The sequence below is a fragment of the Microcystis flos-aquae FACHB-1344 genome (assembly GCF_014698375.1).
GTDB lineage: Bacteria > Cyanobacteriota > Cyanobacteriia > Cyanobacteriales > Microcystaceae > Microcystis > Microcystis aeruginosa.
Genome location: NZ_JACJSW010000120.1, coordinates 1 through 20553 on the forward strand (window position 1 = coordinate 1; position 20553 = coordinate 20553).

A 20553-nucleotide genomic window follows, 5' to 3' on the forward strand; every position below is an offset into this window, starting at 1 on the left:
GTGGCTTGGGAACAAGCTTTATCAATTTATTCATAATCAATATTGGCAGAGGATTAAAGATTAGTTATTGTGACTGATTCTTTTGGTTAGAAAAAGATAAACTTGAGAATCTTCAGTCAAATTTATTGACTCAAAATCCGCTGTACTTAATTTAAATGAATCAACCCTAGGGGTTGGGGGGGCCACACCCTGCCCCCACGAAAAACTTTTTGCCGCAAACCCTATTTATTCTCCCTTCTCCCCTCTCCCTTCTCCCCTTTCCCCTTTCCCTTCTCTGCAATAATTACTCGCAGCCAGAAGTCCATTGGGCTAATATCATACTTTGTGCTTTTTGTCAAAAAAACTTTTTTTTTGCAATAAAACTACACAAAAAAAAGATCATCGTTGCCCGTGAAATTGACTGATTTACCCGTCTTAATTAGGATCACCCTGTAGGTGTGGCAAGGGTTTCAACCATTGCTAACCAAAAAAGCACAGAATAGCCCATTATGAAATTCTATCAAATCGCTGTCACCATTGTAACATCGTTGTTAAATAAAAATCTTTCTCAATTAATTCTTAAGAATTTGTAAATATTGCGGAATGTTAATTTAAATATTCTCAAGTTTTTGGAGTCAATCAATAATTTTTACTTATCTTTGTCGAACATTGGGTGAGGAGTCAGGAATCAGGAGATAGGGGGGTCACTGCTTGCGCGTTGCGGGGGGTTTTGGGGTGATAGGGTGATGAGACAGCTTCCCCACTTCCCCACTTCCCCACTTCATAATTCATAATTCCCAATCCATCACTGATGACTGAAAACCGAGACAATTTTCTGAGGACTTTTTTTACTGGTGGGAACCGGATCGGGGTCATTTTCTTCCCTAGCCACACGGATTAAGAGGGCGGCTAAAAAGAGACTGGCTAAACTGGAACTGCCGCCATAACTAAAGAGAGGGAAAGGTAAGCCGGTAGTGGGTAAAGAACCAGTGGCCACACCGATATTTAACAGGGATTGACCGATTAAAATTACCATCGCCCCGATCGCCACTAATTTTTTGATGCGATGACGACATTTAACCGCCACGATCAGGGCGAGAGTAGCGTAGAGAAATAGCATGATTAACAGTAAAATACCGCCAATAAAACCAAATTCCTCGCCAAAGACAGCGAAAATAAAATCCGTATCTGGGAAGGGTAGATAAAATAATTTTTGTTGGGATAAACCGTAACCGCTGCCAGTGGTTCCGCCAGAACCGATCGCCAGTAAACTCTGCACTAATTGATAACCATCACCCCGGGGATCCTGCCAGGGGTTTAAGAAAGACAAAATCCGTTTTCTCTGGTATTCGCGGAAAGTAACACTAACCACGGCCATAGTTACACCCAGTAAAGCGGTGCTGGTCATGTAGGATAAAGGCAGACCGGAGGCAAGAGCGATCAGCCAGAGAGTTATACCACACAGAGCAGTGGTACTCAAGTTAGGTTGTAAGAGGATGCCCGCTAGAATTAGCCCAAAAATAGCGATCCAAGTTAACCGTTGATTGACATTTAAACGCGGCCAACCACCGAAAACCGCCGCCCCTTGCAGGACGAGAAACGGTTTCATAAATTCCGACGGTTGCAAGAGAATCGGCCCGATTTTAATCCAGCGGGTGGCACCGTTGATATTAGTTCCCAAACCGGGGATAAGAGTGATCAAAATTAATCCTAAAACTAATAAAATCATCCAGGGTGCGATTTTGAGGAGTTTCTCGATCGGCAATCGCACCAGGAAATTAAAGCCAATTAAGCCAATCCAAAGCCAGATTAATTGGCGGATAAAATAGTATAGTCCGTTATCAAAGCGACTGTCAGCCAGAGCGTAGGAAGCGGAAAAAAGCACCACTAACCCGACTAACAGCCACAAAAAAGTCATCCAGCGCAATAATCGCGCTTCGGCTGACCAGTTTTTCACATCGGGGTCAAAAATAGGAATAATGTATTGCCACACGGAGATTTTCGAGAAGAAGTATCTTGTACAGATTAACCGAAAAGACTAGGCTCGATCGCAGTTTGTTCCACTATCCGACGGCGACATGACCGATTAAACCGACATTTTCACCGTGCCATTCTAGGGTATCACCGATCGCCTGACCGTCGTGATAGGCAGCCAAGAGAATTTCCGCCGTTTTCCCCCAAACAATATTCCCCTGACGATCAAGGGAAATCATGCCCAGATCCCGACCATTAGTTTGGGATTCGCGCATGGATTTCTCCACGGCAGCGGCGAGGGAAAAACCATCGGTGACGCGAATAACCACCTTAGCGGCTAAACATTCATCGATAATATCTTCCCCGACCCCCGTACAGCTTACTCCCGCCCATGGATTCGCATAATTGCCGGCCGGCATGGCACTGTCACTAACGCGACCGATTCTTTCTAATCCCTTCCCTCCGGTAGAAGTTCCGGCGGCGATGTCTCCTTGTTGATCAAGGGCCACTACCCCGATAGTTCCCCGTTGTGCTGACGAATCGGCGAATAAACGGGCCATTTTGCGATTAAAATTCGTCTTTCTTTCCTCCATCCATTCTTGAATCCGATAATCGGTGAGGGGATCATAGAGGGGAATTTGTAATTCTCGGGCCAGATCTGCAGCTCCAATTTCCGAGAGAATGCGATCCTCTTGACTTTGGAGAAATTGAGCCAGGCTAATGGGATTCTGTACCCGCGAGACGTTAATGACACCGCTTAAACGCTGGTGACGACCATCCATCAAGGCTGCACTCATTCGCACCTGACCGTCCGATTGCACCACCGAACCGGTCCCGGCATTAAATCGCGGTTCATCCTCCAGTAACATACATCCTTTCGTCACCGCCTCCACAGCACTAGCACCATTGTCAAGGAGGTTGTAAATATTCTTAACAATCCCCCGGAGAGAATTGCGGACTGATTCTAAACCACCTTTATCCTCTAGGGAACTCGCTCCCCCATGAATAATTAACTTCGGATTTACTTTGGTCATTATTGTCCCAATATCACATTACCGATCGGATCTAAACTATCACGTTATCGCTACTCCGCTTCTCCAGTGCCGTCTTAACCGGTAAGTAGGGTTTGCGGCAAAAAGTTTTTCGTGGGGACAGGGTGTGGGGTGTAGGGTGTGGGGTGTAGGGTTTTACCGATAACGAATTGATTGGGGATTTGAGTGGGTAAGTGCCAATCAACCCCCTCAAAGCCTAATTATCAACGAGCCTTAAAAAGAGGGCGAACGAGGGGACTTGAACCCCCGAGTGGTGGAACCACAATCCACTGCCTTAACCACTTGGCTACGCTCGCCGTACATCTATCGAGTATAGCAGAAAACGAATCGTTGACAAGAGGTTTTTTATCCTCATTCGGGCTATGGTTAGGGTAAGTGAGTGATGATTTGAGAGCTTATGAAATTGGCACGGTTAGGGGGAATGGTGGTAGGAGTGGTTTTAGGGGGAATTGCGGGGATATTGCTGACAACTAACCCCAATCGTCAAGATTACGAACAATACGCTTCCCAGAGGTTAACTAGCTATCTTAAGGATAATGTCTGCGCTCGGGCGCAAGCTTCCCTCGAGGTGCAGGCTCTCTTGCGGGGTTACTGTAAAATGTTGGTGGATACGGGTCATCCTTTTTTACAAGAAGCGATCGCCACTAACACCACTAGAAAGAATTTTGTCATTTTCAGCGTTTATCAAACGGAATTATCGTTCCCTCCCCCTTTACCTAGTTATCACTTCAGCACCGTCGGTTTTTTGAATAAATTATACATCTACGAAGCTTTAGAACTGTAGTCAGGCAATGGAAATTTTCTGAGAGTAAATCCTGATGGTAGTGATTTTATTGTAGTGGTGATAGCTGAAATTATTAAAGCCGAAACAGAAAGAGCAGGAAGATTTATTATCGCCTGTTCTCGACAAGGAAAACCTATCGGCGGAAGAAATGCTTGATGAATATAAAGCACAACAATCTTGTGAACGAAGATTTAGATTCATTAAAGACCCCTTATTTCTAGCAGATAGTGTCTTGGTGAAAACCCCAAAAAGGATAGAAACAATGGTTTTTTTTAATGGGAATATGCTTATTAGTATATAGTCTGGGACAAAGAATGTTAAGAGGGGAACTACAAAGGAAAGGTGGAAAAGTCAAAAATAAACTTGGTAAAGCCACAGATAAACCAACTTTAAGATGGATATTTCAGATTTTACAGGGGATTCATTTAGTCAAGATTAATGCTCAAAGCCACATCAGTAATTTAACTGAGGAGATTCTTGATATTCTTGAATATTTTTCGATTTATTGCCAAAATTACTACCAAGTAAGTTGAGAATCAAATTGAGCAAATTCAGTTTAAGTCAATCCCAGAAAAAACTTTTTCCCCGAAAAGTGTCCAATAAATTAGGCCACTTTAGTTTAACCATGTCTAACTTGAGCGATCCTTGCTTCTGTCAAATTATTCTTGGTGAAGTCAGATGTAAAAATTCTCTAATCTCAACAAATTTTGTCGGTTCAATCAGTTTTTCTTGGTGGCGTTATTGCGACTTAATCATAAAGTGCGGAATGTGGGTTTTAATCTCTAGTGATATCCAATCCTGTAGGGTGCGTTACATTTCATTAACGCACCTTATTACTGTTTTGAATGCAGTTCCAAATTTTCAGTTGTTAAAAAGTATTTGTCAAATGATGATGAACTTTAACGAATCAAAGTAATAGTAATTCCCAGAGATAAACTGGTCCATACTTTATCTGCTGTTAACACAGGTAAATTCAAGCGTTTACCTAAAGCAAGACAAGCACGATCTCCTAAGGATAATCCTGCACTTTTAGTTAAAACTCGAAATTTAGCTATAGTTATAGCATCTTCCTCATTGCAAGCAATAATTTCTAGACTATTTTGTAATAATCCTTCATCTCTCAATCGTTTAATAATTTCCTCTGGGGATTCTCCTAAGTCAACAATTTTCGATAATACCTCTACCCAATTAATAATACTGATATAACACCCATTAATCAAGGCATTTTCTACAATTTCTGCTCCTAGTTCATCTCTAAGATAAGCTAAAAAGGCAGAAGCATCTAACACATATTTATTCACTTAAATACTCCTGTCTGCGTTCTTGAATAAGTTCATCTACTAAATTTCTATCAGGTGATTTATTTTTTAATAAACCTCTTAATTTTTTAACTTGATTTTTGAGACTAACTAATTGCAGTGTTCCATTATCTTCCAGAGTTAAGATTAATCTATCTCCAGATTCTAAATTAAGAATTTGTTGGATTTCTTGCGGTAAAGTTAAACGTCCTTCTGGTTCAATATCAAGTATGTATTGTTGAGAAAGTGATGAATTAGCAACTGTCATAACTTTATATTTCCTTGTTTTATACCTATTTCTAGTTTAGCAAAAATTCTAAAAGTTAATCCTGTAGGGTGCGTTAATGAAATGTAACGCAAACAGTGAGTTTTGGAAACACTCACGCCCGAATCACAGTAATTCTATATTGATTTTCTGTCACCACAACTTCAGTTGATAATCTTTCTTCCATTGGTAAGGCATTTTTCCGCCTATCAAAGATAAATAACCAACCAAAATCTAAACCCAAACGCCCTAAATAAGACTCTAATTGTTCGATCCCATCAGCTTGAGGATCGCGTTTTTTATCCCGCCATACTTTTAATTCAATCCCTAAAATTACATCTTTATAACTCAGACATAAATCCATTCTATCACTACCAATTGCATATTCCCTTTCTAAAACTCCCCCACCATTAACCACACGATGTAAAAAAGCCATTAATACTATATGTGGAGCGATTTCATGATAACCAGTGCTACCTAATAATGGTTCGACCTGTTGTCGCCAAAATTTGAGAAATGCTGTTAATAAAGCATCTATATTTAATTCACCCTCTGGGGTTAACCAAGTGGGTGCAATCATGGGTAAAGATGCCATTGGTGTCACAGTTAACACCCTGGGTAACACTTCCCTATAAATGGGATTAGCAATAGTTAAACCTCCATAGGGGTGCATTTTACATAATCCTAAATCAATGACAAATTGAATATCATCATTAGGTATATTCCCTAATTCTAAACCGGCTAACATCGGTTCAATAATGGCTTTAATTCTTGGTTCTCTTAACCTTTCAGCTAAACTATCTAAATGAGTATCTTGACGTGCAATTAATATTTCTTTGGCTGTTAAAATGTGTTCTTTGGTAATAGCAATACTTCTATCTTTTACCATTTTTTCTACAATTTCTTTAGCTAAAGCATTGACTAACCAAGGTTGTCCTTGAGTTAAATCAAACGCTGTTTCTATTGCTTCTGGTGTGAAAATTTGTCCGGTTGCTGCTGTATGTTGTTGATATAATTCAACCACTTCTGCAAGATTAAAATTTCGCATAGTCAGAGAAGCAACTTTAATATTAAAAGGACTAGATGTATTTAATCTATCACTACCACCAGATGCTACTTTATAATCTCGCACATCTCGTAAACCAATTAATCCTACTGAGGTCGGGAAATTTTCTGGACGGTTAGGAAAACCATCTCTTAACTGTCGTAAAACTGATATTAATGTTTGGTCTTGTAAAGAATCAATTTCATCTATAAATAATACTAAAGGTCGGTTTATAGCTTTTGCCCAACCTGTTAAAAAATCATTAATTCTATTGCCTGGTTCTTCCTGTTGCCATTGTTTAACAGGTGGTTGTAATTCTTTGGGTAAGCGGATATTTATTGTATTATACCAAGTTCCTAAAATTGCTAATTCTGCGGCAGTAGGATCATGATTGAATGCACTTCCTACTTCCACTGATACCATGACTGCGGCATAATTTCCAGTATCGGTAAGTTGTTTTGCTAGGGCTAACATTGCGGTGGTTTTCCCTGTTTGTCGTGGTGCGTGAAGGACAAAGTAACTTTCTTGTTTAATTAAATCCTCTAAATCTGGTAATCTGACTGTGGGAGATAGCATATAGTGGATATCGTCTTTACAGGGACCTGCAATATTAAACCAGCGAGTCATAGAATTTTATTATTTAGTGGACATTTTGATTTTAGATGATTTTGGTGGGGTTTGTCATGGCAGGAAGGAAGAGGTGATGCTCGGCAATACTTTGTTATCGAAAAAATCGGGTCTAAAACCTCGCCTTAAGGCGAAAAGTTTTTGGAGCGGGGCATAAATCCCCGTTACAAAAACGGCCTCCTGCCCCCTGCCTCCTGCCTGCTGCCTCCTGCCTCCGTTAAGATCAATTATTGTTATATAAGGGAATAATGCGCTGATTTTACGTTTGCTCATAGGTAGTGATACTAAATCTGGTTATTAAAAGTGGCATTAATAAACCTCTTGCATAATTAATTTTTGACGCTTCAAAAACGGCAAAAACAAGGATTAAATTACATAAAATCTGTAAATAGACCGTTTAATTGATTATTATTCATTCTTAATTCTCCTGACTCCTGACGACCGGCTACTGACTCCTAACCCTAACAACAATTTTTGATTTTTACCAGAGGTCTAATATACAAGACCTTGATTGTTGATAGCTTACTGGTATAATGTTGGAGCGCACTGGTATTGTTAACTTCCATGACCATCGTTACCGAAACCCGATTGAACTGTGGTGACAGAAGATAAGTTGATGATCAAAATTGAAAATCTTAAGCTAATTGCTAAAAATTATGGCCGCTGAAATTATTTGTGTAGGAACGGAATTATTATTAGGGGATATAGTTAATACTAACGCCCAATATTTAGCCCTAGAATTGGCAAAATTAGGCATTCCCCATTATTATCAAACGGTGGTGGGGGATAATGTAGAAAGACTGAAAAAAGTGATCGCTATTGCCCGAGAACGTTCTTCAATTTTAATTTTTACTGGCGGACTCGGACCGACTCCCGACGATTTAACTACAGAAACAATCGCCGATTTTTTCCAAACGCCCCTCAGGGAAGATCAGGAGATTTTAGCAGAAATCGAGGCTAAATTTACGAGCTTAGGGCGAGAAATGCCTCCTAGTAACAGTAAACAGGCTTTAATACCCATGGGAGCCGATTTTTTGCCAAATCCGACGGGAACCGCCCCTGGCATGATCTGGCAACCACAGACTAACGTGACTATTCTCACTTTCCCCGGAGTACCCTCAGAAATGAAGAGAATGTGGGTAGAAACGGCGATTCCTTACCTAGAAAGTCAAGGATGGGGCAAAGAGAGGATTTATAGTCGTTACCTCAAATTTCGCGGTATCGGTGAGTCAGCTTTAGCGGAAAAAGTTGCCCATTTATTTGATCTGACTAATCCCACCGTTGCCCCCTATGCTAGTTTAGGCGAAGTGCGTTTGCGAATTGCGACCAAAACCCCTTCTTTAGAGGCTGCTTTGCAGGTAATTGAACCGGTAGCGACGGAAATTAAGGAAATCGCCGGATTAGATTATTTTGGGGCTGATGATGATACTTTACCTGCGGTGGTGGGGGAACTTTTGCGGCGGCAAAAACAAACTTTGAGTGTGGCAGAATCCTGTACTGGAGGGGGATTAGGGGAAATTATCACCCAAATCGCCGGCAGTTCCGATTATTTTGGGGGTGGGGTTATTTCCTACGATAATCGGGTAAAAGTTGCCCTCTTAGACGTAAATGAAGGGGATTTAAATAATTTCGGGGCTGTCAGTGCCATTATTGCCCAACAGATGGCGCTAGGGGTGCAAAAACGCCTCGCTACGGATTGGGGGATCAGTATCACGGGTATTGCCGGACCAGGAGGAGGCAGTGAGACAAAACCCGTGGGCCTAGTTTATATCGGTTTAGCCAGTCCTGAGGGAAATGTTACCGTATCAGAGCATCGTTTCGGAGAAAATCGAGATCGCTTGACAATTCGCCAGATTAGTGCTTATACCGCCCTTGATCGCCTACGCCGGAATTTATTAACAATATCTTAAAAAAGAATTGCCAAGAATATATACTCAGACTAAAAAGTTATGTTAAGCTTAATATAAATACAAGATATAGATTCCCCCGCTCGTCAGATTTAACAGCCAAACGATGAAAATTAGTTAAAATTCTCTAGAATCAAGCTGTTGCGGGGATCAATCGACGAAAACTCATAGCTAGTATCTCAAAGGAGCCATTTGGTCAATGGACTATTTAGATGAAGTGATAGACAAGTTGAGAGAATGGGCGCGCAAACTGATCGAGAGTGTTTTTGGTCCGGAACCCGAACCCGAACCCGAACTGATCCCGATCCCCGTGCGCGATCACAGTCGATAAAGCCACCGGTAAAACAGAATATTGCGATAATATCAGTGCAAACTTACTATGAGTCTGCACTTGATTTTTAGGTGAAGCCAAGTCTAGCTTAATTTGGTGACGATTTGATTATTTAGTAACAATTCTTGACTGAGTAAATCTTCCACATTAATCCGCAGAAAACACTGATCATCAATCCAGAACTGCACTTTAATGCGATCTTTGCCCCGCAAACCTAAAGGAGCGAGTTGAGCGATCGATCGGGCCCCCTCGCGATCATTTAAGGGTTGGACGCTAGTTTCTCCATTACCGAGGGAACGAGTAATTAATTTATCACCATCAAAATAGACCTCGATCGCCCCCCTTTCTGTGCCCAATTCGCCGATAATTAATTCAATGCTAGGTTGATTGTCCACGGAAGCACCTAGGACTAATTCCAGGGGTTTTTCCATGGGATAGGGTTGTCCAGAGTTAATAATCGGATGCCAAGCGTGGGCATTTTGGCGACGATTCCAGTAACGAATCCCGTAGCTATGATAGAGAAAATCTTTGACTTGATAACCTTGGGCTAATTGTAACGCTCCCAAAGCGATCGCTTCAAAGGGTCGATCCTCTTTAATTTTACTACTATCAAAATACTGTCGCACCCAATCTTTTACCGCCGGAATTTGGACGGTTCCCCCGACTAATAACACCGCATCGATATCGCTAACTTCAACTCCATTGCGTCTTCCCTGTTGCAAAACTCCCGTCATTAAATCATCTAATTGATGAAAAAAGTTTTGTTGTTGGAGAATATCAGTCAATTGTTCTCGATCCAAGCTTAACTCGTAACTCTCGAAATTTTCCTCATCAAAATATACCTCCTCGGCGGTTAATTGGGAAGAAAGTTTAATTTTTAATCTTTCTGCTAGACGAGTAGTCAGGGAAGTTTTCGCTAAAGATTGCTTTTGGGCAAAATAATCGACGATCCAATCATCGATATCTGACCCCCCTAAATTTGTCCCCGCCTTGGCTAAAACTCTCGCTAGTTTAGTTTTTTGGGCAGAATTATTGCCTAAAAGTTTTTCTCCCCACTTGAGAATAAAACCTTGATTTTTTTGAGGATTATCTAAATCTAATTGTACCAAAGAAAGATCGAGAGTGCCACCGCCAAAATCTACCACTAAAATCACTTGATCCCCAGTGGTTCCATAACCCAAAGCGGCGGCCGTGGGTTCATCAATTAGTCGAATTTGTTCGATTTCCCACCCCTGACAAACATTGCTTAACCAATTGCGGTAACTTTCAAAACTATCGACGGGGACGGTTAAAACTAGAGATTGGGGGGTTTCCGGGGCGGTGTATTTTAATTGGTCGATGATGCTATCGAGAAACCATTGGCCAACCCCCTCGAAACTGAGGACAGTTTCCTCTAATTCAGGTAAAAATCCTTGAATTTTTGCGCCGATACCTCGTTTAAAGCGACGAAAAAAACGCGGGTCTCGATCGATATCTAAACCCCGATCGCGCACTGCTTGACCAGCAATTACTTGCAGAGGATTGGCTGATTTAACATAGAGTAAACTGGGAATTAGGGGGGGATTGTCGGCTATTTGTTGGGATAACTCCGATAATTTGACGGTTTCGGCCCTATTTGTCGCCCCATTCCAACGAGTAATGACGGTATTACTGGTTCCGAAATCAATAGCGTAGAACACGATCGATGGTTTTTAGGTAAATTTAGTTAATTATTCGCTATTATAACCTGTTATTTATTGAACCCGCCCGCTCGAGGTGGAAGCTTCCCCAAAAAATAGGGAATTTGGTCAGCGCAAGCTAAAGAAGTCTGAGCAAAAACTTGACAAATAATCTTTAATAGTATATATGAGTTCCACCTGATCAAAGGATTATGTTAGCAGTTACTACCTCACCCGAAACCCTCTCCTTAGAAATTCCTAGCGCGATCGCTCTCTCTATCACCCTTGAACAGTTTGAAGCCCTTGCTATGGTCAACCGTGACTTAAAATTAGAACGTACAGCCCAAGGAGAATTAATCGTGAATCCCCCTACAGGTGGCGAATCAGGACAGCGTAATTTTAGCTTAACGACTCAACTGGGTCGCTGGTGCGAAGAAAATGAAGCTTTAGGAGTCGGGTTTGACTCTTCCACTGGATTTAGACTGCCAAATGGGGCGATTCGTTCTCCCGATCTATCTTGGGTGAGTCGAGAACGCTGGGAATCTTTAACCCCTAAGCAGAAAAAAGGATTTATTCCCCTCTGTCCCGATTTTGTGGTCGAATTGCGGTCTGAATCGGATAGTCTTGACAAATTACAGAAAAAACTGCTCGAATATAGGGAAAATGGGGCAAGGTTAGGCTGGTTAATCGATCCCCAGAATCGGCAAGTTGAAATTTATCGTCAAGCAAGGGAAGTAGATATCTTAGAAAATCCCACTGATTTGTCGGGTGAAGATGTTTTACCCAATTTTAGCTTAAATTTAAAGCTCTGATGTTTTCAGGAGTAATCCTGCGATATTAGACTTCTGGCAGAAGTCAGGCAAGAGGCAACAGGCAAGAGGCAACAGTGGTAAGAATCGCCGATTGCTCTATTATATTTCTAGGTCATCATCAAATGAGCATCGAAAAGTCTTTAGTCTCGTCAGGTAAAAGTCTTTATCAAGAAGATTTCTACGGATGGTTACAAGAAACCGCTAATTTACTCAAAGAACATCGTTTTGAAAAATTAGACTTAGAAAATTTAATCGAAGAAATTGAAACGATGGGCAGGAGTGAAAAACGAGAACTAGAAAGTCGCTTAACCATCATTGCCGAACATTTGCTTAAATTGACTTACTGGCTAACTGAAAAGGAAGCAAATGCTCAAGGGTGGCGCAGCACAATTGTTGAACAACGCCGACAAGTTCAACGCTTATTAAGAGAGAGTCCAAGTCTGAGAAGATTGATTCCTGAAATCTGGATAGATTGTTATCAAGCGGCCAGAGAAGATACTTTCAGAAAATATCAACTTGCTGCTGATTTATTCCCGATTGAATCTCCCTTCACCCTTGCAGAAATCCTTGATTATGACTATCTTCCTTAAAAATGAATTCGGTATTTTATCGATGAAGACAATGCCCAACAAAGCAAAGCGTTAAACGGCAATCACTACCTCTGATTTACCAAATCAAAGTAAGATTTAAACTAAATTCTGGCAGCATATTTTCCCCCGATAAACTCTCTGGATTAGTTAAAATTTCTACTGCCTGTCCTTGACGATAAATTTCTACTTCTCTAGTTTTTCTATTGATTAACCAACCTAAACGAGTCCCATTATCTAAATATTCCTGCATTTTTTTCCTAGCGGTTTCTAGGCTATCACTAGGAGACATTAATTCAATGACAAAATCGGGAGATAGAGGTAAAAACCTTTCCTTTTGTTGTGGGGTTAAAGCTTGCCATTTTTCTAAAGGTATCCAAGCAGCATCGGGAGAGCGATCAGCCCCATTCGGTAGTTTAAATCCTGTGGAAGAATCAAAAACTACACCTAATTTATGTAGGTTATTCCATAACCATAATTGGGCAGTGATTCCAGCGTTAGAATTGCCCGTTTTTCCTCCCGTCGGTGGCATAATAATTAAATCTCCTTTTGGGTTGCGTTCCAAGCGCAAATCTCGGTTATCCTGACAAAGTTGAAAAAACTGTTCATCGCTGAGTTGCCAAGATTCAAATTTAATTTCTACTACTGTCATCATGTTTAGATTCTCTTTTATAGGATTATATAATTACCAAATACTATCAAGTTCTAAGACAAATTGAGATAAAATATTTTCCCCCGATAAACTCTCTGGATTAGTTAAAATTTCTACTGCCTGTCCTTGACGATAAATTTCCACTTCTCTAGTTTTTCTATTGATTAACCAACCTAAACGAGTCCCATTATCTAAATATTCCTGCATTTTTTTCCTAGCGGTTTCTAGGCTATCACTAGGAGACATTAATTCAATGACAAAATCGGGAGATAGAGGTAAAAACCTTTCCTTTTGTTGTGGGGTTAAAGCTTGCCATTTTTCTAAAGGTATCCAAGCAGCATCGGGAGAGCGATCGGCCCCATTCGGTAGTTTAAACCCCGTGGAGGAATCAAAAACTACACCTAATTTATGTAGGTTATTCCATAACCATAATTGGGCAGTGATTCCAGCGTTAGAATTACCAGTTTCTCCTCCGGTTGGTGGCATAATAATTAAATCTCCTTTTGCGTTGCGTTCCAAACGTAAATCTCGGTTATCCTGACAAAGTTGAAAAAACTGTTCATCGCTAAGTTGCCAAGATTCAAATTTAATTTCTACTACTGTCATCATGTTTAGATTCTCTTTTATAGGATTATATAATTACCAAATACTATCAAGTTCTAAGACAAATTGAGATAAAATATTTTCCCCCGATAAACTTTCTGGATTAGTTAAAATTTCTACTGCCTGTCCTTGACGATAAATTTCTACTTCTCTAGTTTTTCTGTTGATTAACCAACCTAAACGAGTTCCATTATCTAAATATTCCTGCATTTTTTTCCTAGCAGTTTCTATGTTGTCATTAGGAGACATTAATTCAATGACAAAATCGGGAGATAGAGGTAAAAATCTTTCCTTTTGTTGCGGGGTTAAAGCTTGCCATTTTTCTAAAGGTATCCAAGCAGCATCGGGAGAGCGATCGGCCCCATTAGGTAGTTTAAATCCTCCAGAAGAATCAAAAACTACACCTAATTTATTTAGGTTATTCCATAACCATAATTGGGCAGTGATTCCAGCGTTAGAATTACTGGTTTCTCCTCCAGTCGGTGGCATAATAATTAAATCTCCTTTTGGGTTGCGTTCCAAGCGCAAATCTCGGTTATCCTGACAAAGTTGAAAGAACTGTTCATCGCTGAGTTGAAACGAGTTAAATTTAACTTCTACTGTCATTATTATCCCTAGCCTACTCTCGTCTAAAATTCATGGTAACACCCTAGGGCAAGAGATGTTCCTGGATGAAATTAGTGTAAACATCTCCAGCTAAAAAGGCGGGAGTTTCCAATATTTTACGATGGAAATCAATAGTCGTCGGTACTCCCGTGATCGCACATTCCCGCAGGGCGCGTTTCATGCGTTTAATCGCAGTTTCGCGATTTTCTCCCCAGACAATTAATTTCCCAATTAGGGAATCGTAATAGGGGGGGATTTCGTAATCGGTGTAAACGTGGGAATCCATGCGGACACCGGGACCGCCGGGGGGCAGATAACCGCTAATTTTGCCGGGGTGAGGGCGAAAATTGTGATCGGGATCCTCGGCATTAATGCGACACTCGATCGAATGCCCTCTAAATATCACCTGATCTTGCTTAATTTGCAGTTTTTCGCCCTGTGCCACCAGAATTTGTTCTCGGATCAGGTCTATCCCCGTGATCATCTCCGTGACGGGGTGTTCCACCTGAATACGGGTGTTCATTTCCATGAAGTAAAAATTGCCCTGTTTATCGACTAAAAATTCCACAGTTCCCACCCCGACGTAATTAATCGATTTAGCGGCTTTAACGGCGGCATTACCCATTTTTGAGCGTAAATGGGGGGTTAAGAAGGGGCTGGGTGCCTCTTCTAGCAGTTTTTGGTGTCGTCGCTGAATCGAACAGTCTCTTTCTCCTAAATGGATCACGTTACCGTGACTATCGGCCAAAATCTGAAACTCGATATGTCGGGGACATTCGATAAATTTTTCTAGATATACTCCTGAATTGCCAAAAGCCGCTTCTGCTTCCCCTTGGGCGGCTTTTAACATATTACCTAGTTCATCTGCACTCTTGACAAGACGCATCCCACGCCCTCCACCGCCGGCGGTGGCTTTGATCAGGACAGGATAACCGATGTCATCAGCGATACGTTTTGCTTCCGCTTCTGAGGTAATTAAACCACCACTGCCGGGGATAGTGGGAACTCCCGCTTTTTGCATGGTTTTTTTAGCGGTAGATTTATCCCCCATAGCCAGAATAGCACTGGGAGACGGACCGATAAAAGTTAACTGATGATCGGCACAAATTTCGGCAAAGCGGGCGTTTTCTGCCAAAAAACCGTAACCGGGATGGATGGCCGTGGCGTTGCGTGTTAGGGCAGCCGAGATGATATTAGGGATATTTAGGTAACTTTTGCTACTTGGGGGCGGACCAATACAAACACTCTCATCGGCCAGTTGAACGTGAAGGGCATGGCGATCGATGGTAGAGTGGACGGCAACGGTTCTAATGCCCAATTCTTCGCAACTATGAAGGATTCTTAAGGCGATTTCCCCGCGATTGGCGATTAATATCTTGGCAAACTGCATTGGACGACCACGAGATCAGGCTGGTGTGATAGGCGACTATTTAGTAGAATATCTGGTTTTGTTACCTTGGGGAAATCGGGCTGGCTGTTGGGAAGTGGGGAAGTGGGGAATTGGGGAATTGGGGAAGTGGGGAAGTGGGGAATTGGGGAATTGGGGAATTGGGGAATTGGGGAAGTGGGGAATTGGGGAAGTGGGGTGTGGGGTGTGGGGAATTGGGGAATTGGGGAATTGGGGAAGTGGGGAAGTGGGGAATTGGGGAATTGGGGAAGCTGTCTCATCACCCTATCACCCCAAAACCCTATCACCCCAAAACCCTATCACCCTATTTCCTGACTCGTACCTACCGACGGCTAAAATAACTGACTCGGTCTCCCTCCCCGGTCAAGATTGAAAGCGATAAGCTAGAGTGTGAGGAGTGAAAACTTTTTAATCTCGTTTCGCCCCTAGAGGATAATAGCTCGATGTTGCGAATTATCACAGAGCCATGGTCAGCCAGAACGGAACTGAGACGAATTCGGGAACGGTTCGACGATCCGGAAATTCGGGAAAAAGAATCGCTTGTCCGAGAGATTGTCGAGCAGGTGCGACTTTCTGGCGATCGCTCGTTGGTGGATTACACGGAAAAATTCTACCAACAGTCCCTTAATCTACAACAACTAAAGGTGAGTGGCTCGGAACTCGATGCTGCTTATCAACAGGTGTCGCAGGATTTATTAAATGCGATCGCCGTTGCCTGTGAAAAAATGGAGGCTTTTCATCGTCAGCGTCTTCCCAAAGCTTGGGTCCAGTTTCCTGAGGATGGTACGGTTCGGGGGAAACGTTATCAACCGGTTAACAGCGTGGGAATTGTCGTTCCCGATGGGAAACGGGCCTATCTCAGTTTATTGCTCCAACAGGCGATTCCTGCCAAAATAGCGGGGGTTAAACGGATTGTCATGGTATCTCCTGCCGATGAGGATTTACGCATCCATCCGGCGATTTTAGTGGCAGCCCAATCGGTGGGTATTAGTGAGATTTATCGGGTGGCTGGACCACAGGCGATCGCCGCTTTAGCCTACGGCACAAAAACGATCGCTCCCGTGGAGATGATTGCCGGAATAGGTGATTTTTATACTAATTTGGCTAAAAAACTGGTTTCTGACCATGTAAAAATCGATTATCTCTCTATTACTTCTGATTTGGTTATTATTGCCGATAGTCAAGCCAATCCCAAGCAGTTGGCCCTAGATCTATTAGCGCAAGCGGAACAGTATTCCCTGGCGGCAGCGATTTTATTGACGACGGATAAGGCTTTAGCCCTAATAGTACAGGAAGAAGTGCAAAAACAGTTACAGGTACATCCCCAGAGATTGTTAACGGAAAAAGCGATCGCTCATTATGGTTTAATCGTGGTGGTGGAATCATTGGAGAAAGCGATCGAATTATCGAATCTTTTTGCTCCCACCCATTTATCTTTGATGATCGATGAGCCTTGGCAAAAGCTATCTTCTGTGAGACAATCGGGAACTATTCTCCTCGGTTCCACTACTCCAAAAGCGGTGGCTGATTATTTGGGTTGTCCCGTGGGAGTGGAAACTTTTCTCGATTCCGCCACTTTAATCGAATATCCTGCCGATTCTTTCGCCTCCATAGCCCACAATCTGCAAATATTAGCGCAAGCGGAGGGATTTACGACAACGGACGCGGGTATAAAATCCCGAGGTCAGGATAAGACCTAGAGAAACTATCATCTTCTCAAAGCAACTATTGGGTCTAATTTCGCGGCACGATGAGCGGGAACAACACCGAAAATTAGACCGATGGCACTAGAAACTCCTAAAGCGAGAATTATCGCAGGGATTGAGACACTGGTGGTTAAAGCGGCAAAAATTCCCGCTAGATACATTCCTTGAATGCCGACAAAAATCCCGATAATTCCGCCAGTGGTGGCTAAAATCACCGATTCAATGAGAAATTGACCTTTTATATCCCCTTCTTTCGCTCCTAAAGCCTTTCTTAACCCGATTTCTTGGGTTCTTTCCGTGACTGACACGAGCATAATATTCATTACGCCGATTCCCCCGACAAAAAGGGAAATACTGGCGATCGAGGCTAACATTCTAGTTAAACTCTCGTTAGTCTCTTTGGTCATTTCTAGGACTGCGGTTTGGGGGAAAACCTGCACATAATTCTCGTCGCTGACCTGATGACGCATTTGCAGCAGGTTGCTAATCTGAAACTGAGCGGCTTTAATTTGGGCAGAGTTTTTGGCCAAGACAGAAATATGAGTCAGGGGAATGCCATAGATAGCTCTGCGGCCTTGAACCTGATTAGACATGGTAGTTAGGGGAATTAAGGCTCGATCGTCCTGATTAGCCTCAAATAAGGAGCCTTTCGCCTGTAAAATTCCAATGACTTGAAAACTAAGATTGCCGATGCGAAGATTTTCGCCCACGGGATTGCGATTACCAAAGAGATTTTTGGCTAATTCCGATCCCAAGACAATCACTCGATTATCCCGTTTCAGGTCAGATTCCATAATAAATCTACCTTTAGATAGTTGACGGTTACGCACGTTTAGGTACTCGGCTCCCACCCCGATTAGGGGGCTATTACTGGTTCTATTACCGAAGGATAAAATTCTTTTACCGCTCAATTCGGGAGAAATGGCGGCAATGGCGGGAACTTGAGATGCGATCGCTTGAGCATCTTCGTAGGTGAGAGGCCGGGGATTAGGAATTGTCCGCCGGACATTGCGCGAGGAGGTGGAAACAAATAAAACATTCGGTCCGAGAGCTTCAAACTGCTCGAGGGCGACTTTTTGCGCTCCTTCACCCACTCCCACTAGGGCAATGACGGAAGCGTTACCGATAGCAATTCCTAGCATGGTCAGACCACTACGCAGTTTATTGCCCATCAAAGCGGAAAAAGCCATTTTCAGGTTTTCGAGCATTTCCATGGTTAGTTATATTCAGTGATCAGTGAAAAGTAAACAGTGATCAGTAAACAGTAAACAGTAAACAGTAAACAGGGATAAAGATGAAGATAAATAAATAACTAAATAACTAATTAACTTACATCTGATAACTAAATAACTAATTAACTTAAAACTTACATCTGATAACTGATAACTGATAACTGATTAGCGGGTAGAGATTTGGAGCGTTTCCGGTTTGCTTAAATCGCCGGTAATAGTTAAACTGCGCCGATTAGCGTTGAGATGACGGACAATTTTATAGATAGCTTCAACTTGGTCGCTAGCGCCGATTTTGGCCGCTAGAGTGGCTAGGTCAAGAGAAGTTCCCGTTTCCCGAACAACTTGCACGATTTTTCTTTGTAAATCCAGAATAGAAGCGGCGGCTTTTTTCCCTGCTTCTACCCCGGGTTGATGGTAGGCGTTAATGTTAACTAAACTAGCATAGAAACTAACGGCCCGTTCGTAGAGGGCGATCAAGGCCCCTACCTGACGGGGAGTGACCTCTGGGATAGTGATAGTGATAGAGTGACGACTATTTTCGTATAAAGCTTGTCGAGTACCTTGCAGTAATCCTGAGAGGAAATCGCCAGCAGTGGAGCCGGTTTCCACTTCTATCGAATCTCCTTGCCGGTCTTTTAACACTTCAATAAAAGTAGCGAAGAAATTGGGAACACCTTCGCGTAATTGTTGGACGTAGGCGTGTTGGTCCGTGGAACCTTTGTTACCATAGACGGCGATCCCTTGGTACACCGTATTACCATCGAGGTCTTTTTCTTTACCGAGGGACTCCATGACCAATTGTTGCAGATAGCGGCTAAAGAGATAGAGACTGTCTTTGTAGGGCAGAATCACCATATCTTTCTCTCCCTTGCCATTGCCCTCATGATACCAAGCTAGAGCCAGTAGGGCGCTAGGGTTTTTTTTCAGGTTATGGACGCGGGTGGCGATGTCCATTTCTTTGGCCCCGGCTAACATTTCATCAATGTCGATACCCTGCAAAGCGGCCGGGAGAAGACCGACAGCGGATAGTTCTGATGTACGACCACCGACCCAATCCTGCATGGGGAAACGAGTTAGCCAATCTTGGGCGTATTTGTCCAGTTGGCTACCCGGCATGGTGACGGCGACCGCGTGTTGCGGAAAGTCTAAATCCAGTTTTTCGTAAGCGTTGCGGACCTCTAACATTCCGTTTCTCGCTTCGGGAGTGCCGCCGGATTTACTGGTGACGATAACGAGGGTGGTAGCTAAGGGTAAATGGGCTAGGGTGCGATCGATGCCTTTAGGGTCGGTATTATCAATAAAAGCAATCTCTAAGGGGGGAAAATCGGGCGCTAGAGCCGAACCGACGAATTGGGGACCCAAAGCAGACCCCCCGATGCCGACACAGAGGATATGGCTAAATTTTGCCCGATTGGGCGGCTTAATCGCTCCAGAGTGAATTTTCTTGACAAATTCTTTGATCTGTGCTATGGGTTCGGTGATTTCGTCCCGCAATTCCTGGTTAGGAGCGAGTTCAGGAGCGCGCAGCCAGTAGTGGCCGACCATACGCTGTTCGTCGGGATTGGCGATCGCACCCTGTTCTAAAGCTGCCATATCTTGGAAAGCGCGCTCAAATTTTGCTTCTAGACCTTTGAGAAAAGCCTCATCGAAGGGAATCCGACTGACATCGAGATAAAGTTCTAGGTTAGGGTGATAGTATAACCAATCTTGGTAACGTTGCCAGAGTTGCAGATTATCCATAAAAAAAAGCGAAATTTTTGTTTAATTACTCGTTTAGGAGAGATAGCATTCTATCCTCTCCAATCATCATACAGGTAGTTTTAGACTAGAAGTTGACATCCTCGCCGCCGTAAAACGGACGGCGATTCCCAAACCTCACGATTTAGGTTTCTGCTTCTTTCCCTTGCGGGGTTCCGCACCTGCCTTAACAGATTTACTCTGTTCTGGTCTTATGGTCGCTCTACAGACTGACACCGCAAGCCCTGCGGCCAAAATATTTTTACTGGCGTTAATATCTCGGTCATGGT

Annotated in this window: 19 protein-coding genes, 1 tRNA gene and 2 pseudogenes; 8 read left to right on the forward strand and 14 right to left on the reverse strand. The window is 42.7% G+C overall.

Going from position 1 to position 20553, the window contains the following annotated elements:
* Positions 1-784: 784 nt before the first annotated feature.
* From H6G48_RS09980 to H6G48_RS09990, 3 genes are all read right to left on the reverse strand, one after another.
* Positions 785-1972 (reverse strand): FtsW/RodA/SpoVE family cell cycle protein, encoded by a 1188-nt coding sequence (locus H6G48_RS09980; protein WP_190721420.1) that lies wholly within the window; start codon positions 1970-1972, stop codon positions 785-787.
* Positions 1973-2042: 70 nt separating this feature from the next.
* Positions 2043-2987 carry an isoaspartyl peptidase/L-asparaginase gene (locus H6G48_RS09985; protein ID WP_190721422.1) on the reverse strand — a complete coding sequence of 315 codons (945 nt, stop codon included), beginning with the start codon at positions 2985-2987 and terminating at the stop codon, positions 2043-2045.
* A 241-nt stretch (positions 2988-3228) separates the two neighbouring features.
* A tRNA-His gene (locus tag H6G48_RS09990) sits at positions 3229-3301 on the reverse strand.
* A 101-nt stretch (positions 3302-3402) separates the two neighbouring features.
* Between H6G48_RS09990 and H6G48_RS09995 the strand changes: the two genes are divergently transcribed.
* Both H6G48_RS09995 and H6G48_RS27460 read left to right on the forward strand, forming a co-directional pair.
* Positions 3403-3789, forward strand: a complete 387-nt coding sequence (locus tag H6G48_RS09995; RefSeq protein WP_190721424.1) for a DUF4359 domain-containing protein — start codon at positions 3403-3405, stop codon at positions 3787-3789.
* Positions 3790-3852: 63 nt separating this feature from the next.
* Positions 3853-4322: pseudogene (locus tag H6G48_RS27460) on the forward strand (IS1634 family transposase); the annotation flags it as partial.
* Between the two features lie 366 nt (positions 4323-4688).
* Here H6G48_RS27460 and H6G48_RS10005 read toward each other — a convergent pair.
* From H6G48_RS10005 to H6G48_RS10015, 3 genes are all read right to left on the reverse strand, one after another.
* A complete protein-coding gene (locus H6G48_RS10005; protein WP_147070850.1) occupies positions 4689-5090 on the reverse strand; it encodes a PIN domain-containing protein in 402 nt (133 codons plus the stop codon).
* Positions 5083-5355: an AbrB/MazE/SpoVT family DNA-binding domain-containing protein gene (locus H6G48_RS10010; RefSeq protein ID WP_002790479.1), complete on the reverse strand. Its 273-nt coding sequence runs from the start codon at positions 5353-5355 to the stop codon at positions 5083-5085. The genes H6G48_RS10005 and H6G48_RS10010 overlap by 8 nt, the downstream gene beginning before the upstream one ends.
* 112 nt (positions 5356-5467) lie before the next feature.
* Positions 5468-7024, reverse strand: a complete 1557-nt coding sequence (locus tag H6G48_RS10015; RefSeq protein WP_190721426.1) for an AAA-like domain-containing protein — start codon at positions 7022-7024, stop codon at positions 5468-5470.
* 656 nt (positions 7025-7680) lie between these two features.
* On the opposite strand from H6G48_RS10015, the gene H6G48_RS10020 reads away from it, so the two are divergent.
* Positions 7681-8934 (forward strand): competence/damage-inducible protein A, encoded by a 1254-nt coding sequence (locus tag H6G48_RS10020; RefSeq protein ID WP_190721428.1) that lies wholly within the window; start codon positions 7681-7683, stop codon positions 8932-8934.
* A 196-nt stretch (positions 8935-9130) separates the two neighbouring features.
* Positions 9131-9262 (forward strand): hypothetical protein, encoded by a 132-nt coding sequence (locus H6G48_RS26825; RefSeq protein ID WP_002757361.1) that lies wholly within the window; start codon positions 9131-9133, stop codon positions 9260-9262.
* A gap of 83 nt (positions 9263-9345) precedes the next feature.
* On the opposite strand, the gene H6G48_RS10025 is transcribed toward H6G48_RS26825, so the two are convergent.
* Positions 9346-10941 (reverse strand): Hsp70 family protein, encoded by a 1596-nt coding sequence (locus tag H6G48_RS10025; protein WP_190721430.1) that lies wholly within the window; start codon positions 10939-10941, stop codon positions 9346-9348.
* Positions 10942-11132: 191 nt separating this feature from the next.
* On the opposite strand from H6G48_RS10025, the gene H6G48_RS10030 reads away from it, so the two are divergent.
* Together H6G48_RS10030 and H6G48_RS10035 are read left to right on the forward strand one after the other, a co-directional pair.
* Positions 11133-11732, forward strand: coding sequence for a Uma2 family endonuclease (locus H6G48_RS10030; RefSeq protein ID WP_190721433.1), 600 nt, complete (start codon positions 11133-11135; stop codon positions 11730-11732).
* Positions 11733-11854: 122 nt separating this feature from the next.
* Positions 11855-12322: a DUF29 domain-containing protein gene (locus H6G48_RS10035; RefSeq protein WP_190721435.1), complete on the forward strand. Its 468-nt coding sequence runs from the start codon at positions 11855-11857 to the stop codon at positions 12320-12322.
* Positions 12323-12398: 76 nt separating this feature from the next.
* Here H6G48_RS10035 and H6G48_RS10040 read toward each other — a convergent pair whose 3' ends face one another.
* The 4 genes from H6G48_RS10040 to accC are packed head-to-tail and all read right to left on the reverse strand — an operon-like array spanning position 12399 to position 15570.
* Positions 12399-12974, reverse strand: coding sequence for a Uma2 family endonuclease (locus tag H6G48_RS10040; RefSeq protein ID WP_190721437.1), 576 nt, complete (start codon positions 12972-12974; stop codon positions 12399-12401).
* A gap of 30 nt (positions 12975-13004) precedes the next feature.
* Positions 13005-13580, reverse strand: coding sequence for a Uma2 family endonuclease (locus H6G48_RS10045; RefSeq protein ID WP_190721439.1), 576 nt, complete (start codon positions 13578-13580; stop codon positions 13005-13007).
* A gap of 30 nt (positions 13581-13610) precedes the next feature.
* On the reverse strand, positions 13611-14180 hold the full coding sequence (locus tag H6G48_RS10050; RefSeq protein ID WP_190721441.1) for a Uma2 family endonuclease: 570 nt from the start codon (positions 14178-14180) through the stop codon (positions 13611-13613).
* Positions 14181-14223: 43 nt separating this feature from the next.
* Positions 14224-15570, reverse strand: a complete 1347-nt coding sequence (gene accC, locus H6G48_RS10055; RefSeq protein ID WP_002751149.1) for an acetyl-CoA carboxylase biotin carboxylase subunit — start codon at positions 15568-15570, stop codon at positions 14224-14226.
* A 25-nt stretch (positions 15571-15595) separates the two neighbouring features.
* On the opposite strand from accC, the gene H6G48_RS10060 reads away from it, so the two are divergent.
* Both H6G48_RS10060 and hisD read left to right on the forward strand, forming a co-directional pair.
* Positions 15596-15961, forward strand: coding sequence for a hypothetical protein (locus tag H6G48_RS10060; protein WP_190721443.1), 366 nt, complete (start codon positions 15596-15598; stop codon positions 15959-15961).
* A gap of 70 nt (positions 15962-16031) precedes the next feature.
* Complete coding sequence (hisD, locus tag H6G48_RS10065) at positions 16032-17288, forward strand: histidinol dehydrogenase (protein ID WP_190721445.1); 1257 nt, start codon at positions 16032-16034, stop codon at positions 17286-17288.
* Between the two features lie 8 nt (positions 17289-17296).
* Here hisD and H6G48_RS10070 read toward each other — a convergent pair whose 3' ends face one another.
* The 3 genes and pseudogenes from H6G48_RS10070 to H6G48_RS10080 form a co-directional block, all read right to left on the reverse strand.
* Positions 17297-18508, reverse strand: a complete 1212-nt coding sequence (locus H6G48_RS10070; RefSeq protein WP_190721447.1) for an ABC transporter permease — start codon at positions 18506-18508, stop codon at positions 17297-17299.
* A 183-nt stretch (positions 18509-18691) separates the two neighbouring features.
* Positions 18692-20266: a glucose-6-phosphate isomerase gene (locus H6G48_RS10075; RefSeq protein ID WP_190721449.1), complete on the reverse strand. Its 1575-nt coding sequence runs from the start codon at positions 20264-20266 to the stop codon at positions 18692-18694.
* A gap of 135 nt (positions 20267-20401) precedes the next feature.
* Positions 20402-20553, reverse strand: a pseudogene (locus H6G48_RS10080) (RNA-guided endonuclease TnpB family protein); the annotation flags it as partial.

Bases quoted from the DNA above. Each gene is read 5' to 3' on its own strand.
- H6G48_RS09985 (WP_190721422.1), bottom strand. From the start codon at position 2,987: ATGACCAAAGTAAATCCGAAGTTAATTATTCATGGGGGAGCGAGTTCC.
- H6G48_RS09995 (WP_190721424.1), top strand. From the start codon at position 3,403: ATGAAATTGGCACGGTTAGGGGGAATGGTGGTAGGAGTGGTTTTAGGG.
- H6G48_RS10010 (WP_002790479.1), bottom strand. From the start codon at position 5,355: ATGACAGTTGCTAATTCATCACTTTCTCAACAATACATACTTGATATT.
- H6G48_RS10015 (WP_190721426.1), bottom strand. From the start codon at position 7,024: ATGACTCGCTGGTTTAATATTGCAGGTCCCTGTAAAGACGATATCCAC.
- H6G48_RS10020 (WP_190721428.1), top strand. From the start codon at position 7,681: ATGGCCGCTGAAATTATTTGTGTAGGAACGGAATTATTATTAGGGGAT.
- H6G48_RS26825 (WP_002757361.1), top strand. From the start codon at position 9,131: ATGGACTATTTAGATGAAGTGATAGACAAGTTGAGAGAATGGGCGCGC.
- H6G48_RS10030 (WP_190721433.1), top strand. From the start codon at position 11,133: ATGTTAGCAGTTACTACCTCACCCGAAACCCTCTCCTTAGAAATTCCT.
- H6G48_RS10035 (WP_190721435.1), top strand. From the start codon at position 11,855: ATGAGCATCGAAAAGTCTTTAGTCTCGTCAGGTAAAAGTCTTTATCAA.
- H6G48_RS10040 (WP_190721437.1), bottom strand. From the start codon at position 12,974: ATGATGACAGTAGTAGAAATTAAATTTGAATCTTGGCAACTCAGCGAT.
- H6G48_RS10045 (WP_190721439.1), bottom strand. From the start codon at position 13,580: ATGATGACAGTAGTAGAAATTAAATTTGAATCTTGGCAACTTAGCGAT.
- H6G48_RS10050 (WP_190721441.1), bottom strand. From the start codon at position 14,180: ATGACAGTAGAAGTTAAATTTAACTCGTTTCAACTCAGCGATGAACAG.
- accC (WP_002751149.1), bottom strand. From the start codon at position 15,570: ATGCAGTTTGCCAAGATATTAATCGCCAATCGCGGGGAAATCGCCTTA.
- hisD (WP_190721445.1), top strand. From the start codon at position 16,032: ATGTTGCGAATTATCACAGAGCCATGGTCAGCCAGAACGGAACTGAGA.
- H6G48_RS10070 (WP_190721447.1), bottom strand. From the start codon at position 18,508: ATGGAAATGCTCGAAAACCTGAAAATGGCTTTTTCCGCTTTGATGGGC.
- H6G48_RS10075 (WP_190721449.1), bottom strand. From the start codon at position 20,266: ATGGATAATCTGCAACTCTGGCAACGTTACCAAGATTGGTTATACTAT.